General features: G+C 71.5%; 14 protein-coding genes. 10 read left to right on the top strand and 4 right to left on the bottom strand.

What is annotated here, in order from left to right; all coding sequences use genetic code 11:
* The first annotated feature begins 196 nt into the window (after positions 1-196).
* The 5 genes from minC to ML01_RS08350 all read left to right on the top strand — a co-directional run bounded on the left by minC (position 197) and on the right by ML01_RS08350 (position 3,886).
* Entirely contained in the window at positions 197-970 is a 774-nt protein-coding gene (gene minC / locus ML01_RS08370) for a septum site-determining protein MinC (protein ID WP_058554946.1), read from the top strand.
* A gap of 185 nt (positions 971-1,155) precedes the next feature.
* Complete coding sequence (minD, locus tag ML01_RS08365; RefSeq protein ID WP_058554945.1) at positions 1,156-1,965, top strand: septum site-determining protein MinD; 810 nt, start codon at positions 1,156-1,158, stop codon at positions 1,963-1,965.
* Between the two features lie 3 nt (positions 1,966-1,968).
* A complete protein-coding gene (gene minE / locus ML01_RS08360; RefSeq protein WP_058554944.1) occupies positions 1,969-2,238 on the top strand; it encodes a cell division topological specificity factor MinE in 270 nt (89 codons plus the stop codon).
* A gap of 178 nt (positions 2,239-2,416) precedes the next feature.
* Positions 2,417-3,061 carry a SatD family protein gene (locus ML01_RS08355; protein ID WP_058554943.1) on the top strand — a complete coding sequence of 215 codons (645 nt, stop codon included), beginning with the start codon at positions 2,417-2,419 and terminating at the stop codon, positions 3,059-3,061.
* A gap of 18 nt (positions 3,062-3,079) precedes the next feature.
* Positions 3,080-3,886, top strand: a complete 807-nt coding sequence (locus ML01_RS08350) for a hypothetical protein (protein WP_058554942.1) — start codon at positions 3,080-3,082, stop codon at positions 3,884-3,886.
* A 73-nt stretch (positions 3,887-3,959) separates the two neighbouring features.
* Here the strand turns inward: ML01_RS08350 and ML01_RS08345 are convergent, their stop codons facing one another.
* Together ML01_RS08345 and ML01_RS08340 are read right to left on the bottom strand one after the other, a co-directional pair.
* On the bottom strand, positions 3,960-5,231 hold the full coding sequence (locus ML01_RS08345; protein WP_058554941.1) for a serine hydrolase: 1,272 nt from the start codon (positions 5,229-5,231) through the stop codon (positions 3,960-3,962).
* Positions 5,232-5,744: 513 nt separating this feature from the next.
* Complete coding sequence (locus ML01_RS08340) at positions 5,745-6,350, bottom strand: hypothetical protein (RefSeq protein ID WP_058554940.1); 606 nt, start codon at positions 6,348-6,350, stop codon at positions 5,745-5,747.
* 232 nt (positions 6,351-6,582) lie between these two features.
* On the opposite strand from ML01_RS08340, the gene ML01_RS28500 reads away from it, so the two are divergent.
* The 4 genes from ML01_RS28500 to ML01_RS08325 all read left to right on the top strand — a co-directional run bounded on the left by ML01_RS28500 (position 6,583) and on the right by ML01_RS08325 (position 11,583).
* On the top strand, positions 6,583-6,912 hold the full coding sequence (locus ML01_RS28500; protein WP_156427609.1) for a hypothetical protein: 330 nt from the start codon (positions 6,583-6,585) through the stop codon (positions 6,910-6,912).
* Positions 6,913-7,379: 467 nt separating this feature from the next.
* Positions 7,380-9,842 carry an NAD(P)-binding protein gene (locus tag ML01_RS30135; protein ID WP_216819140.1) on the top strand — a complete coding sequence of 821 codons (2,463 nt, stop codon included), beginning with the start codon at positions 7,380-7,382 and terminating at the stop codon, positions 9,840-9,842.
* Positions 9,843-10,090: 248 nt separating this feature from the next.
* Positions 10,091-10,621 (top strand): PEP-CTERM sorting domain-containing protein, encoded by a 531-nt coding sequence (locus tag ML01_RS08330; protein WP_058554939.1) that lies wholly within the window; start codon positions 10,091-10,093, stop codon positions 10,619-10,621.
* Complete coding sequence (locus ML01_RS08325; protein ID WP_058554938.1) at positions 10,618-11,583, top strand: hypothetical protein; 966 nt, start codon at positions 10,618-10,620, stop codon at positions 11,581-11,583. The genes ML01_RS08330 and ML01_RS08325 overlap by 4 nt, the downstream gene beginning before the upstream one ends.
* A gap of 64 nt (positions 11,584-11,647) precedes the next feature.
* On the opposite strand, the gene ML01_RS27040 is transcribed toward ML01_RS08325, so the two are convergent.
* Positions 11,648-12,142: a DUF3368 domain-containing protein gene (locus ML01_RS27040; RefSeq protein ID WP_082674075.1), complete on the bottom strand. Its 495-nt coding sequence runs from the start codon at positions 12,140-12,142 to the stop codon at positions 11,648-11,650.
* A complete protein-coding gene (locus tag ML01_RS08315) occupies positions 12,135-12,392 on the bottom strand; it encodes a UPF0175 family protein (RefSeq protein WP_058555025.1) in 258 nt (85 codons plus the stop codon). Before ML01_RS08315 ends, ML01_RS27040 begins: the two co-directional genes overlap by 8 nt.
* Before the next feature lie 275 nt (positions 12,393-12,667).
* On the opposite strand from ML01_RS08315, the gene ML01_RS08310 reads away from it, so the two are divergent.
* Entirely contained in the window at positions 12,668-15,598 is a 2,931-nt protein-coding gene (locus tag ML01_RS08310) for an alkaline phosphatase family protein (RefSeq protein WP_058554936.1), read from the top strand.
* Positions 15,599-15,999: the final 401 nt, after the last annotated feature.

The following is a 15,999-nucleotide window of genomic DNA, read 5'->3' as shown; positions in this document are numbered from 1 at the left end:
CGCGCGGCAGCGCCGGCGCGCGGTGCTCCGCACACGAGGGACGCCGAACCCCGACATCCGCCTCCCGCGGATGCGCTCCACTTGCTGTCGCGGCTTTCAGGTTTGCGCGGCAACGGGTAGCATGCCGCGATCCGCGCCGGGCCGACCGGCGCCTCTGGTTTAAGGACTCGACCCTCAGGAGCTGACCCGCCCGCCGATGGCTGTGCAATCCTCTCCCCAACGCGCCGGTGCCGCAGCCGCGGAGCCTGCCTTTGAGCTCAAGGCGTCGAGCTTCACGCTGCCGGTGATCCGGCTGCTGGGGCACGACATGGACGCCGTCGAGTCGCAGTTGGCGCCGAAGGTGGACCAAGCGCCCGGCTTCTTTCGCAATACGCCCATCGTCATCGATCTGGGCGCACTGGCCCGGGACGCCGATGCGGTGGCGTTTCCGCGGCTCGTGGGGCTGCTGCGCGGCCTGGGCATGATCCCGGTCGGCGTGCGCGGCGGCGGTGCCGCGCAAAACGAGGCCGCACGCGCGATGGAGCTTGCGATCCTGGGCGACCACACCCGCGGTGCGCGCCAGGCCCCGCCGGAGCGGTCAGCGGAAGACGTGGCCGTCGAGGCGCCGCCGCAGGCGGCCCGGGGCGAGCCGTCCGTGGCGAGCACGTCGATGCTCGTGGATCGGCCGGTGCGCTCGGGCCAACGGCTGTATGCGCCGGGCGGCGATCTCACCATCGTCGGCCCGGTGAGCTCCGGTGCCGAGCTGATGGCGGATGGGAACATCCATGTTTACGGCGCCCTGCGCGGGCGCGTCATTGCCGGTCTGCGGGGGGACACGGGTGCGCGCATCTTCTGCCGGGAGCTGCACGCCGAGCTGGTGTCCGTGGCCGGGCATTATCGGGTCAGCGAAAACATCCCGGCCGATCTCAAGGGCCGCACCGTGCAGGTCTTCTTAGACCACGAGGTGCTGCGCATCGAGCCCATCGGCTGAGTCGTTGTAAAACTTGACGCACACGCGCTTTGCGCCGTCAAGGAGTCTAGTCAGCGCTCGTACGGGTGTCGCGGTGCGCCAAGCCGCTTGCGGCGGTGGCCCGCCCGGTCGTCGCCGCTGCCCGGTCAGTGTCCCGGGCGCGCCGCTCCAGGATCGATCAGAAGCAAGCATTGGGAGAGACGTCTTTGGCCAGAATCATTGTCATCACCTCCGGCAAGGGCGGGGTCGGCAAGACCACGACGGCCGCCGCCATGGCCATGGGCCTGGCACAGCGTGGGCATCGCACCGCCGTTATCGACTTCGACGTGGGCTTGCGCAACCTGGACCTGATCATGGGCTGTGAGCGACGCGTCGTGTATGACTTTGTCAACGTCATCAACGGTGAGGCGAACCTGAACCAGGCGCTGATCCGCGACAAGCGCTGCGACAGCCTGTACGTGCTGCCGGCGTCGCAGACCCGCGACAAGGAAGCGCTGACGCAGGAGGGCGTCGGCAAGGTGCTCGAGGAGCTGGGCAAGGGCTACGACTACATCGTCTGCGACTCGCCGGCGGGCATTGAGCATGGCGCAACCATGGCCATGTACTTCGCCGACGATGCGGTGGTCGTCACCAACCCGGAGGTGTCGTCGGTGCGCGACTCCGATCGCATGCTCGGCATTCTCGCGAGCAAGTCCCGGCGGGCCGAGACGGGCGAGGAGCCCATCAAGGAGCACCTGCTGCTGACGCGCTACTCACCGCAGCGCGTGGAACGCGGCGAGATGCTGAGCGTGCAGGACGTGCAGGAGATCCTGTCGCTAAACCTCATCGGCGTGATCCCCGAGTCGCCCGCGGTGCTGAACGCCTCCAACGCCGGCATTCCGGTTGTGCTGGACATCGAGTCCAGCGCCGGCAAGGCCTACAACGACATGGTCTCGCGCTACCTCGGCGAGGATCTGCCCATGCGGTTCGTGGAGGCGGAGCGCAAGGGCATCTTCAGCCGATTCTTCGGGGGGTGAGCCGTGGGTCTACTCGATGTCTTTCGTGCCAGCCGCAAAAAGGCCGGCTCTGCGTCCCTTGCCAAGGAGCGGCTGCAGATCCTGGTGGCGCACGACCGCGCCTTTCGCAACCGTCCGTCCTACCTGCCGAAGCTGCAGCAGGAGATCCTCGCCGTCATCCGCAAGTACGTCGAGGTGGACATGGATGCCGTGTCCGTGAACTACGAGCAGGACGAGACCCAGGAGATCCTGGAGCTCAACATCGTCCTGCCGGACAGCGGCGGGCGCGGCTGAGGCGGACGCACGTCGGCGCGCGGCGCAGCTAGCGCGCTGCGGTCTGTCGCCGGGCCGCTCCGGCAGTGTTCTTCGAGTCGGGCAGGCGCAACCAATTCGGTTGAAATTCGTAAGATTCAACTAATTTGGTTTAATTCTGCCAGATTCAACCTGTTTAGTTGACTGCGACGCCCGTTCGATGCCGCACCTGGTCGTCATCGCCGATGTGATCGCCTCTCGCGGGCTGCCCGATCGTGCCGAGGTGCAGCGCGCGCTCCAGGCGAGCCTCGCGGCACGCAACGCAGAGCACAGGCCGCAGGCCCTGCTGTCGCCCTACACCTTGACGCTGGGGGATGAGTTCCAGGCGGTGCCGGCGCGCGCGCAGGGCGTGTTCCGGGATCTGCTCCAGATCGCCGCCGACTTGCAGCCGGTGCAACTGCGCTTTGCGCTCGGGCTCGGCGACATCGCCACCGGCATCGACCACGAGCGTGCCATCGGCATGGATGGCAGCGCCTTTCACCTGGCCCGCGCCGGCGTCGAGGGGCTCAAGCACAGCGACGGCCGCTGCCGGGTGGAGGGCCTCGATGGTGTCGCGGTGGAGCTGGTGAACCAGGGTCTCGCGCTCGCCTTCGGCCGCCTCGCCGGCAGCCGCGGCAGTCGGCTGGCGCTGGCGGCGGGACTCGTCGGTGCCGAGCCCATTGCCGACATCGCCACACGCCTGGACCGCACCGAGCAGACGCTCTACAAGACCGCCCGCAGCGCGGATCTGTATGCGCTCGCGGGCTTCCTGCACGCGGTCGAGGCGCTGCTCGACGAGCGCCTGGGCGCCGCTGACCGGCCCTGAGCGGCCAGGGCCTCCGGCATGCCGTCGTTCCTGTGGTTTCTGCTGTTCGTGCTCGCGAGCCGCTTCGCGCTGATCCTGCGCGATGCCCCGCTGACGCGGCGCCAGGCAGTGATGCTCGCTGGTGTGCAGGCCGCGGCGCTGCTCGCCGTCGCCCCAAGCGTGCGCATGCTGCCACTCGTGCTGCTCGTCGTCACGGCCAACCTCGCCGGTGCCTGGCTGGAGCACCGGGAACCCGGGCGTGCCGGCGGTTACCGGCTCGCGGTGCTGTTCCTGATCTTGCTCGGTGCGGGCTTCAGCTTCGCACCGGCGCAGGCAGTGGCGCCGAACCCGCTCTGGCCGCTGCTGGCGGACTGGCTCGGGCGGTACTTCCTGCTCCCCGCGCCGCTCGCCGCCGGCAGCGGGAGCGTGCCGGTGGTGCTGACCGTGCTGATCGGCGCGCTACTGGTCATGCACGAGTCGAACCTGCTGATCCGCCTCATTCTCCAGCTCATCCGCGTGGTGCCGTACGCGCGCGACGGTGGCGGCGCGCCGACGGACACTGAGCTGATCCTGCCGCCGCTTCGGCCCGGCGCGCCGCCGCAGCGCCTGGATCTGCGCGAGTACAACGCCGGACGCTTCATCGGCGTGCTGGAGCGGCTGCTGGTCTATGTCTTCGTGCTGCAGGGCCAGTACGCGGCCATCGGCCTCATCCTGGCAGCGAAGAGCTTCGCACGCTTTCGCGAGCTGGACCGGCGCGAGTTCGCCGAGTACGTGCTCATCGGCACGCTGCTGTCGGTGGGCGGCGCCGTGCTAGTGGGGGAGGCGGTGAAGGCGCTGCTGCCCTAGAAGGCGCGACATGAGGGACGAGGGCCGAGGGCCGAGGAGGTCGTCCTTGGCCCTCGGCCCGTTCGCCTTCAATCTAGTCGGCCTCTTGCGCCATGTCGGCCCGCTCCGGTGAGGGCTCCGACTCTGGCTGCTGTGCCGGCCCCACCGCCGGGCATTCCGCCGGCGGTGTCTCGCCGAGGGCCTCGATCCAGGTGCATAGCAGCTCCAGGCGCAGCGCCTCGCCGCCGGCGGCGCTGGTGAGCACGACAATGCCGGACTGGCGCTCCGGCACCGCTGCGAAGAGCCCGCGCCAGTTCGGTGGGTTGTCGCCCGGATGGTAGACGAGCGTGTTGCCGCTGTCGGGGAGGGCCCTCAGCGCGACGCCCAGCCCGTAGCGCGAGCCCGCAAACAGCAGGTCGTTGTCGCTGTTCGGCTGCGGCTCACGGGACAGTTGGACGAGACCCGGGCCGACGGCACCGCGGCCCATGGCCTCCCCGCAGGGGCCGGGCAGCATCGCGGCGACGAAGCGCGCGTAATCCGCCACCGTGGTCTGGAGCCCCGCGGCGCCCAGGGCCGAGAAGCTGCGTGCCGGTGCCGGGTTGCCCGCGTCATCGTAGGTGACGGCGAGCGGCGGCGAGGGGTCCGGGCGGTCCGGCAGGCTGGAGCGGAACATGTCCAGCCGGCGCAGGATCTGCCGGTTCGCCAACTTTGAGAACTGTTCGTTGGCGGTTTGTCGCACCATCAGCTCGGCAAGGGCATAGCCGCCCGCGGAAAAGGCGAAGCCTGCGCCCGGCGGCGCGACGATGGCGACCGGCACATCGCCCGCGTCCAGTGCGCCGCGCAGGGACTGATTCAGCGTCTGCAGCGTCTGCTTCGGTCCAAAGCCCTCATAGCGCGGGATCGACAGCCCCGCGGTGTGGCTCAGCACCCGGGCGGGAGTGACCGCCGCGACGTCGAAGGGCGACTCGGGCAGGTCTCGGCCCTTGAGGTACTGCGACACCGGCGCATCAAGCTTGATCTGGCCGCGCTCCACCAGGTGCAGCAGCGCCCAGGCAGTGATGGGCAGGGTCATGGAGCCCACCTGAAACATCGTGTCCGGCGAGAACGGGATGCGCTTCTCCGGCACCGCCCAGCCGTAGCCCGCGGTCCAGCGCGGATGGCCGTCGGCGATCAGCGCCACGGACGCGCCCGGCACGCCATGGCGGCGGAGCAACTCCGGCAGCGCCGCCTGCACGGCGGCCTCGGCACGCTCGGTCGTCTTGCGCTCCGCGTCGGTGAATTCGCAGTTGCGCTCGGTGGCGCCGCTGGCGGGGAGCGCGAAGGCGAGGCAGAGGCCTGCGCCCAGCAGGGTTCGATGCAGAGGCATCCGTTGACTTCTCCTCATTCCCGGGATTGTGTCGGGCGCCCTAGTTGGAGGGAGCTTGCGCTCCGTGCTGCGGCAGCGGTGCACGGGCTATGGTCGGTCGGGTTATCGCCAGGCCGGAACCCAAGCATTGGCGCCGTTGCTTACTCGCACCGCCACGACCCGGGGCCGATCTGATGAGCCCGGCCCCCAGGCGGGCACGCAGCAGCCCTCAGCAGGCCGCTGCCAAAGCCGGGCAGTCTAACCCGAGGCGGGCCCGGGCTGAACCAGGACGCGCGCAGCAAGGGGTGTCGGCGTCAGGAATTCACCGATGCTGCCGGTTCAGCCGCCGCGTCGGCGGCCTGGGCGGATACGAACGTTGCCCCTTCAATTCTGGTCGAGAAGGCTCTGCTGAGGGCTGAGGGCTGAGGGCTGAGGGCTGAGGGCTGAGGGCTGAGGGCCGAGGGCCGAGGGAGCCCCCTCGGTCCTCGGCCCTCGGCCCTTTGGTTTTTGGATTTCGATAGCGATCAGCATGGACTAAACAACCGTACGCAGCCGCTGCACCACCGTCGCGATGGCGAGTCCCGCGGCGGGCAACAACAGCCACGGCAGCCACGACGCGGTGTGCGGATCGACCGCGAGAATGACCCCGGCGATGCCGAACACCAGCGCACGGTCCGGCGTGCCCATGGGACCTCCCCTGTGGCGCTCGGCACCGCGCAGCAGCGGTGCGAGCCCGGCGATGTCCGCGAGCAGGCCGAGCACCGCCAGGAGTACCACCGGCGTGGCAGCCACACCGGGGTAGAACGCAAGCGGCAGGTACAGCGCGAGGTCGGTGGCGGCATCGAGGACGGCGCCGAGCGCCGGGTCCGCTGCCGGCAGCGCCGGGTGCTCGCGCGCTTGGACCTCGGCAACGGCGCTCGCCAGCGCCCGCAGCAACAGGACTGCCGGCAGCAGCCACAGCACCGCATGCAGCCCCGGCATCACGGCCGGCAAGGTAAGCAAAATGGCGCTCACCAGTCCGGCGATGCCCAGCACCGCCCATGCCAGGCGGTCGCCGACGAGGCCGCTGGCTGCGGCGCGGGTCGAGAGCGGGCCTATCTGGGCCGCGAACCGCTGCGTCAGGCTGCGGGGGATGTCCATGCAAGGCTCCGAATGGCTGGCGAGGCTGAGCGAAGATTCAAGAATAACCGGTACACTCGTGGCAGCGGAGCCCAACGTTGGGCTATCGCTATCGACGGTGAGCGATATCGGCACGACATAAGGGTTTCGCACTTTGCCGCCGCTGGAGCCAAGTGCCGTTAGGGGGCGAGTTTCGATCCCGATCCCGATCTCGATCGCCACTAGGTTGCTTGGGGGCGCCGAATGTTTGCAGATGAGTCAAGTTTCACGACCAGACGGCGCTGGCAGGCAAAAGGGCCGAGGGCCGAGCAGCCGGCTCGGCGCCGACGCGGCTGACTGGGAGCGCCGGCTTTCCAGCCGGCTCGGCGCCGACGCGGCTGACTGGGAGCGCCGGCTTTCCAGCCGGCTCGGCGCCGGCGCGGCTGACCGGGAGCGCCGGCTTTCCAGCCGGCTCGGCGCCGGCGCGGCTGACTGGGAGCGCCGGCTTTCCAGCCGGCTCGGCGCCGACGCGGCTGACTGGGAGCGCCGGCTTTCCAGCCGGCTCGGCGCCGGCGCGGCTCGATGCCGCGTCGGCAGCGTCTGAGCCGATAAGAGGCCACATGGGCAGTCGTCCGCCCCGCGGCGCGGCATGGGCAACCGCCCGGCTCCCACGCCGCAGATCGCGCGCCGGGGGCATCGAGCCCCCGGCACGCGAAGCCGGCTGAAAGCCGGCGATCCCAGTCTGTGCCGGCGCGGTGTCGAGCCCGCTTGTCGGGCATACCTCGGTTTGAGACCACTTTTCTCTGTCCACGCCAGGGCGCAGCGGCCGACATGGCCGTGCTGACATCCGCGGCCGACGACCGCATTGTCACCGGCTCGCCCAGGCGCCGCCAGCACCTGCATAATCCGCCGCCAGCACCTGCATAATCCGCCGCCAGCACCTGCATAATCCGCCGCCAGCACCTGCATAATCCGCCGCCCGCACCTGCATAATCCGCTGCCAGCACCGCACAAGCCGCCGCCAGCATCCGCACGATCCGCCGCAAGGCGCAGGCCGACCCAGGAGCCGACATGAGCGCCGATCCCATCGGACCAGCATTCACCGCGCTGCCGGAGCACCTGGCCGAGCGGCTGCGCCCGATCCCGGACCGGCCGCCGGCGCCACGCGGCGAGCTGGTCTTGTACTGGATGCACCATGCCGTGCGCGGCCACGAGAACCCCGCGCTGGATGCGGCCCGCCACGCCGCTCTGGCGCTCGGCCTGCCGCTACTGGTCTATCAGGGGCTCGCCGGGCGGCATCGGTTCAATGCCGACCGCCACCATGCCTTCATCCTGGAAGGTGCCCGGGATGCCCATGCCGAGCTTGCCGGGCAGGGCATCCGCGCCGTCTTCCATCTGCCGGCGGACCCCGCCGCGCCATCGCCGCTGCCGGTGCTCGCCGCGCGTGCCGCGCTCGTCGTCACCGAGGACTTTCCGGCACCGCCCTTTCCGGCCTGGACCGAGCGGCTGGCCGCGCGCGTCAAGGCCCCGGTCTGGCGTGTGGACTGCGCCTGCGTGCTGCCCATGCGACTGCACGGCAAGCGCTTCGAGCGCGCCTTCGAATTTCGCCCCGCGCACGCGCGCGCCTACGCCGAGCGCGTGCCGCGACCCTGGCCCGTCTGTGTCGCGGCGGCGGAGCCCTATGCGGGCGAGCTGGCGTTCACGCCCGCCGAGCTTGCCGATGCGAACATCGCCGAGCTCTGCGCCCGCTGCGACATCGACCACAGCCTGCCGCCGGTGCCGCACACCCGTGGCGGCTCGCGGGCCGGCTATGCGCGCTGGGATGCCTTTCGGTCCGATGGGCTCGCGCAGTACCACAGACTCCGCAACGATGCCGCCGAGGCCTGGCCGCGCGGCGTGAGCCGGCTCTCGCCCTATGTGCATCACGGCCAGGTATCGCCGCTGCGCATCGCCCGCGAGGCCGCCGCCGCGGGCGGCGAGGGCGCCGAGAAGTTCTTGGATGAGCTGCTCATCTGGCGCGAGCTCGCGCACAACTGGTGCTTCCACACCGCGGACCCGGAGGCCTGGGAGGCCCTGCCGCGCTGGGCGCGCGATACCCTGGCCGCCCACGCGCAAGACCCGCGCGAGCGGGCGCTGGACTCGGAATCCCTCGCCCGCGCGCAGTCCGACGACCGGCTCTGGGACCTCGCGCAGCGCTCGCTCCTCGTGCACGGCGAGCTGCACAACAATCTGCGCATGACCTGGGCGAAGGCCATCCCACACTGGACCGAGTCGCCGGAGCGGGCGCTGGCCGAGCTCATCGACCTCAACCACCGACACGCCCTCGACGGCTCGGACCCCAACTCCTACGGCGGCCTGCTGTGGGCGCTCGGGCTGTTCGACCGGCCCTTTCCGCCGGAGCGCCCGGTGACCGGCACGCTGCGCATCCGCCCCACCGCGGATCATGCCCGGCGGCTGCACGTCGACACATACGCAGCTCGGGTCAGTGCACCCGCGGCGGGCACGCGACTTCGCATCGCCGTCGTCGGTGCCGGCGTCGCCGGGCTCGCGGCGGCGCGCACGCTGGCGGATCAGAACCATGTCGTGACGCTGTTCGAGAAGTCCCGCGGTCGCGGCGGGCGGGCGGCGACGCGCCGCATCGAGCACGCCGGCCGCGAGATCGCCATCGACCACGGCGCGCAGTACTTCACGGCCCGCGATCCGCGCTTTCGGCGCCGCGTCGAGAGTTGGGTGCGCCGCGGCGTCGTCGCGCCTTGGGCAGGCCGTTTCGGCGCGGTGGAGGACGGGGGCATGCGCCGCGCCGGCGACGACGACGCGCGTTTCGTCGGCGTGCCCGGCATGAGTACGCTCGGGCGCATGCTGGCGGACGGGCTCGACCTGCGCCTCGGCATCCGCGTCGCGGCGCCGGAGCGCGCGGGCGACGCGTGGCTGCTGCGGGACGACACCGGCGCCGAGCTCGGCCGCTTCGACCGCGTGCTCATCGCGGCACCGGCGCCACAGGCGGTCGACTTGCTTGCAGCGGCGCCGGCGCTGGCGGCGCGGGCCGCGGGCGTCGACTACGCGCCCTGCTGGACGGTGTTGGCCGGCTTCGACGGGCCGGTGGACCTGCCCCGGGACGGGCTCTTCGTCAACGGCGGGCCGCTCGGCTGGGTGGCGCGCAACACGTCTAAGCCCGGGCGGACCGGCGCCGGGCCGGGCGAGGTCTGGGTGCTGCACGGCGCCGCGGACTTCAGCCGCGCGTGGCTCGAAGCAGAGCCCGCACCCGTCATGGACGCCCTGCTCGCGGCCTTCGCCGATCTCGCCGGCGGCACGCTGCCGGCGCTCGGCTGGTCGCAGGCGCAGCGCTGGCGCTTCTCGTTCTGCACGACGCCGCTCGCCGACGGCTGCCTGTGGGATGCCGCGCTCGGCCTCGGCGCCTGCGGCGACTGGTGCGCCGGCGCGCGCATCGAGGCCGCCTGGCTGAGCGGCGAGGCGCTGGCCGGGCACGTGTTGGGCAGCCTTGCGGCGGATCGAGGCGGCGCATCGCCCCATTGAGCACCGCTTCGTGGCGCGCTGGTCCGCACCCGGTCGCGCCGCTGCGGGCCGGCGGCCTGCAGCCTCGGCAGCAAGCTGAATCCGTTGACGCATAGCCCGGGTGCGCAACGGCCAGGAGCGAGGGCCTGAACCGCAGCAGGACGCGGCGGCCCGAGCGGGTCTCACATGCCGCCGCCGCAGGCTCCGCCCTGGCGCTCGCCTCCGGCGCCGAGGCCGCCATCGTCTACAGCGGCGCCCTGAACACGCCGGTGGACTTCACCCACCTCAACCAGTTCTCGCTGGACCTGGACGGCGACAGCACCGACGACTTCACCATCGACTTCACCGTGGCCGGCAGCAACTTTGAGGCCCAGGCGACGGCCTTCTCGCTGGCGGTGGACGGCTTCGGCGGCGCGCAGCTCTTCGGCGCCGACGACACCATCAGCACCGCCGCGAGCTTTGCCAGCGAGGGCAATTTGTTCTCTCAGAGCGCATCCGACCCGACGGCCGCCGGCCCCTGGGTCCTGGGCGCGTCGGGCTTCGCGGGCATCCTCACCAGCGGCGGCCTGCCGGCCTGGATTCGCCTCACCTTCACCGACGGCGGCAGCGGCCTCGTCGGCGGCATGACGCTGCTGGACTGGGGCTATGACGACGACCCCGCCGCCACCAGCATCCAGGCCGGCGCCGGCATCCCGGCGGAGGTGCCGGCGCCGGCGCCGCTCGCGCTGCTCGCGCTCGGCGCCGCCGGCATCGCCGTCACCCGTCGCGCCCGCAAGGCCAAGGCCTGCGACGCGGCATGAGGGCGGGGCTCGCGGCCGGCGCGGTGCTGGCCGTGCTGGCGGCGGGCGCCGGCGGGCTCGCCGCCGCGCCGGGGCCGGCGCCGCGCATCAGCATCGACGCCGGTCGCGTGTATCTGTCCGCGGCGGCTGTGCCCCAGGATGCGCTGCTCCGCGCCCTGGCCGACGCGGCGGGGCTGGTGCTGTCCGGCAGCCCGGTGACCGGCGACCCGGTGACGCTGACGCTCGACGGCGTGACCCTGGCCGAGGCCGTCGCCGCGCTGCTGCATCCGCAGTGTGGCTATGCCCTGACCGGCACGGCGGGCGGTGCCGGGGCGCCGGACGCCGGGCGGCTGGTGATCCTGGGCTGCGCGGACCCCGAGGTCGCGGCGGCGGCCTCCGCCACGCGCCTGTCACCCACGCTCGCGCCGCACCGGACGCCCGCCATGGCGCCGTCGGACCTGATGGAGGTTGCAGAGGGGCCCGTCGGCGCGGATGCCCTCGCCGTGCTGGAGCCGGCGCTGGCAGACCCGGGCCCGGAGCGGCGCAAGGCGGCGCTGGAGGGTTTGAAGCGGCAGATGGAGCGCGCCGACCCGGCGCAGCGCGACGCCCTCGCGGCCCGCTGGGGCGCCGCCCTAGCGGGCGCGCTGCATGACCCGGAGCCCGGCCTGGGGCGCGCGGCCCTGGAGCTGGTCCACGCGCTTGCGCGGCTGGACGAGCACGACGGCACCGGCGTCGCACTGGAGGCCGCCGTCGCGGCCATGACCGAGGCCATGGGGCATGCGGACCCCGATCTGCGCAAGGAGGCGATCGGTCTGCTGAAGGACATCCCCGGCGTGAGCGCGTCCGAGGTGATGGCCTTGGCGCTGGACGACGCGGACGCGGACCTGCGCCGGGAGGCCGCCGCCAAGCTCGCCGAGCGCGACGACCCGGCCGCCGCGGCGGCGCTGGAGTGGGTGCGGGGGGCGGACGTTGCGCCGCACTAAAGCAGCGGGCGGGGCGCGCGGGTGGCTCTGTGCGTCGGCGCGGTCGAGTGGCGTGGCGCAGGGCTTACCCGTCTTCGCCCGCGAGCCGCAGCACCCTGTCGATCAGCGCGTCACCGAGGCGCATGTCATTTGCGATCAGATCATTCAATGCCGGTCGCAGCCGCGGCAACAGCCCTTGCTTCTTGGCGAGCAACAAGACGCCGAGCGTGCCTTGTATCGGCAAGCCGAGCGAGTATGCGCATTCGCGAGCCTGGAGGTCATCGATGACCGCGGTGAAGCCCGCGTTGGCCCTGGCATAGGTCAGCACCTCCGTTTCGCCGCGACCGAGATTCCAGGCCGCGACGGTCGCATCCATGCATGAGCAATCCACCAGCCAATCCAACGGCACGGAGTCGATCCAGCAGCGGGCCGGATCAGACGGATCACCCGACGCAACCTCTCGCGCGACACCCGAGGGGATACGGAGCACGTCGGCCAACGCCGGAAGGAGATCGATCCTGCCGATTTTTCCCAGAAGAATCAGCGGAGAGGCGTTGACGACCCAGCGGCGCTCAGGCATCGCTCAGAAACTCGTGCTCCAGTTGCTCGGGGCTGACCTGGATGGGGGAGACGCCATAGCGTGCCAGCGCGTCGATGAACTGCTGGCGGCTCAGGTCTGCCAGCTCCGCACCCTTGCCCTGGGAGACGCGACCTTGCTCGTACCATTTCACTGCGGCGGCAATGCGCATCTCGGCAACGAAGTCGGCCGGGTTGGTGCGGAGGATCGGCAAGACATCCTCCGGCAGCTCTATCGTGACTTGCACGGTCATGTCGGATCTCCGGCTGGGGTCATTGGGTGCAGGGTCGGCGCTTGGGCCGCGAGCATTGCGCGTCGCGGGGCGATCGCGCTCGGCGCGGATCGACACCGCGGACGGGGTGGCCAGTCGGCGCATCCGCAAGCGCAGGTCGGCATGGTCGGGGCGCCCGATGGCATCGCGCAGCTCGCTCAGGTTCAGCTCTCGCATTAAGGTAACCCCGCGCTGCTTGCGGCAAAGGCCTGGATTGCAGCACAGGTCGGCGCGGGCTGCAAAAAGGTGACGGCACCATGGCACGCAAGACCCTCGTGATCGGCTGGGATGCCGCGGACTGGAAGGTCGTCCACGCTCTCATCGAGCAGGGCCGCATGCCCCACACCCAGGCGCTCATCGAGCGCGGCGTAATGGGCGATCTGGCGACGCTGCAGCCGGTGCTCTCGCCCATGCTCTGGGCCAGCATCGCCACCGGCAAGCGGCCGTTCAAGCACGGCATTCTGGGCTTCACCGAGCCGACGCCGGACGGTGCCGGCATCCAGCCGGTGAGCCAGCTCGGGCGCACCACCAAGGCGATTTGGAACATCTTCCACCAGCAGGGCTTGCGCCAGCACGTGATCGGCTGGTGGCCGAGCCACCCGGTGGAGCCCATTGATGGGGTCATGGTGAGCAATCACTTCCAGCTCGCACTCGGGCCGCCGGACGCGCCCTGGCCGCTCGCCCCCGGCATGGTGCACCCGCCGCACCTGGCCGACACCCTGGCCGCGCTTCGCATCAACCCCAACGAGCTCTTGCCCGAGCAGGTCCTGCGCTTCGTGCCGCGGGCGGCGGAGATCGACCAGGACCAGGACAAGCGGCTCGGCATGGTGATGAAGATCCTGGCGGAGTGCGTCAGCGTGCACGCGGCGGCTCTGTGGGCGCTGGAGCACGAGCCCTGGGACTTCGCGGCGGTCTACTACGACGGCATCGACCACTTCTGCCACGGCTTCATGAAGTACCGCGCGCCGCGCCGGGCGCACATCCCGGAGCGGGACTTTGCGCTCTACGCCGGTGTCGTGGACATGGCCTATGTGTTTCACGATCTGATGCTCGGCGCCATGCTGGCCGTGGTGCCGGCGGACACCACGGTGGTCATCTGCTCCGACCACGGCTTTCACCCGGACCACCTGCGCCCGGTGCTGCTGCCGAAGGAGCCGGCGGGGCCCGCCATCGAGCACCGCGACCTTGGGCTTTTGATCATGGCCGGCCCCGGCCTGAAGCAGGACCACCTGCTCCACGGTGCGAGCGTGCTCGACATCACGCCGACCCTGCTCGCGCTGCACGGCCTGCCGGTGGGGGAGGACATGGACGGCAAGGTGCTGGTGGATGCCTTTGTGGCGCCGCCCGCGGTGGCCATGATCCCGAGCTGGGATGCGGTGCCGGGGGACGCCGCGCGGCTCGACGCCGAGCACTGCTACGACCCCATCGCCGCGAAGGAGGCCATGGACCAGCTCGTCGCGCTCGGCTACGTGGCGGCGCCGGCGGCGGACCAGGCCGAGGCGGTGGCGAGCACCGCGCGGGAGCTGCGCTACAACCTGGCGCGGTCCTACATGGACGCCGGCCGCTATCTGGACGCGGTGCCGGTGCTCGCGGACCTGTCCGCGGACGCACCGGATCAGTTCCGCTTCGGCGTGCAGCTTGCGCAGTGCTACCGGGCGCTGGGGCTGGTGCCGGAGCTGCGCGCGCTGGTGGAGCGGCTCACCGTGGCGCGCCAGGCCGCCGCCTTGGAGGCCCGGGAGGCGCTCCGCGGGCTCACCGAACAGCTCGAGGCGCGTCAGGCCGCGGCCGGGCAGCTCGGCGCCGACGGGCGCATCGACCCCGAGCGGCTCGATGAGGGTGAGCGGCGCGAGTACGACCGGCTGCGCCTCTTGGCGCGCTTCGGCACCTTCGACCTCGACTATCTGATGGGCTGGGTGCTCATCGCCGAGGGCCGCCCGGAGCAGGCGCTCGCGCACCTCAAGCGTGCCGAGCAGGCCGATGCCCGGCGCCCGGGGCTGCACGTGCAGATCGGCGAGACCCTGTTCGCCCTCGGGCGCATCGACGACGCCGAGGGCGCCTTTGCGCGGGCGCTGGCCCTGGACCCGCTCAGCGCGCACGCGAGCCTCGGCCTCGCCAAGGTGCGCCTGCGCCAGCGCCGTACCGATGACGCCATCCGCCTCGCGCTCGCCTCGGTGAGCGCCCTCTACCAGAACCCGGTCGCGCACTACGTGCTCGGCCTCGGCCTCTGGCGCGCCGGGCAGTACGTGCGTGCCGCCGAGGCCATGCGCGTCGCGGTGGGCATCAACCCGAACTTCGAGCGGGCGCAGCGCTTTCTGGCGCGCTATGCGCTGCGCTTCGAGCAGGACCTCGCGAAGTCCCGCGCGCACTGGCGGCTGGTGCGCGAGATCCGTGCCCAGACCCGCGAGCGGCGCCTGACGCGCCTGGCGGATGCGGCGCTGCTGGTGGAAGGGCTGGCGACGGAGCCGCCGCCCGGGGAGCTCGACGGCGACGGCAATCGCCCCCGCCTCGCGATCGGCGGCGACGACTGGACTGCCACATCCCGGCCGGCCGGGGCGGCGGTTGTCGACAAGTCCGCGGTGCCCGCGCACTGGCGTGACTGCATCACCGTCGTCTCCGGGCTGCCGCGCACCGGCACCAGCCTGATGATGCAGATGCTGGCCGCCGGCGGCATCCCGCCCCTCACCGACGGCGAGCGCGCCGCCGATGCCGACAACCCGCGCGGCTACTTCGAGTACCGTGCTGCCACGCGCCTGCGCCAGCAGACGGACTGGCTGCGGGACGCCAAGGGTGGGGCGGTCAAGATCGTCGCGCAGTTGCTGCCGCACCTGCCGGGCGAGCATCACTACCGGATTCTGTTCATGGAGCGGGACTTAGGCGAGGTGCTGCGCTCACAGTCGGCCATGCTGAGGCGCCTTGGGCGCGCTGCGGCGAAGCTCTCCGACGCCCAGCTCGCGGCCACCTATCGCCGGCAGCTCCGGCAGGTGGCGGCATGGCTCGCGCGCCAGCCGAACTGCTCGGTGCTGCACGTGCCGCACGCCGCGGCCGTCGCCGACCCCGGCGGCACCGCGGCGCGGGTGGCCGCGTTTCTGGGCGGCGACCTCGATGTGGCGGCCATGGCCGCGATGGTGGACCCGGCGCTCTATCGCCAGCGGGCGGTGCCGGCGGCAGCCCCGGCAGCGCCCGACTGAGCGCTTGCGCGATACGTGCGCGTCGCCGCGGTGTCTCTGCTTGGGAACGTTTTCGGCGGCCGAGGCCGAGCGCGCCGGCGCCGCCGGCTTGTGTGACATGCCTGCAGGCGCACAAGGCGCAGATGTCCGTGGGCTGCGCCGAGGCGCTGAAGACGCTCAGGGACGCGAAGAAGGCATAGTCCGCGCCCGCCGATGCGCGCTTGTCGTACGGTCTCCGAACTGTGTGCGAAGGCCTGCGCCGTGGACGAACCGCTGCCGCTCGGGTGGTGGCCGCAGCCGCTCATCGGCTCGCCGTCGGCAGCCACAACATGTTGGGCCTGTTCATTTAATCGTCACTTGACCATGCCGCGGGAAGGGCCAAACTTGTAATTGTCACTCTCGGATGGGGAGTGCTGACGGCT

Origin of the sequence: Thiohalocapsa sp. ML1, assembly GCF_001469165.1 — a bacterium.
Lineage (GTDB): Bacteria > Pseudomonadota > Gammaproteobacteria > Chromatiales > Chromatiaceae > Thiohalocapsa.
Note: the sequence above shows the minus strand (reverse complement) of the source record. Positions and strands in the feature narration are given on the sequence as shown.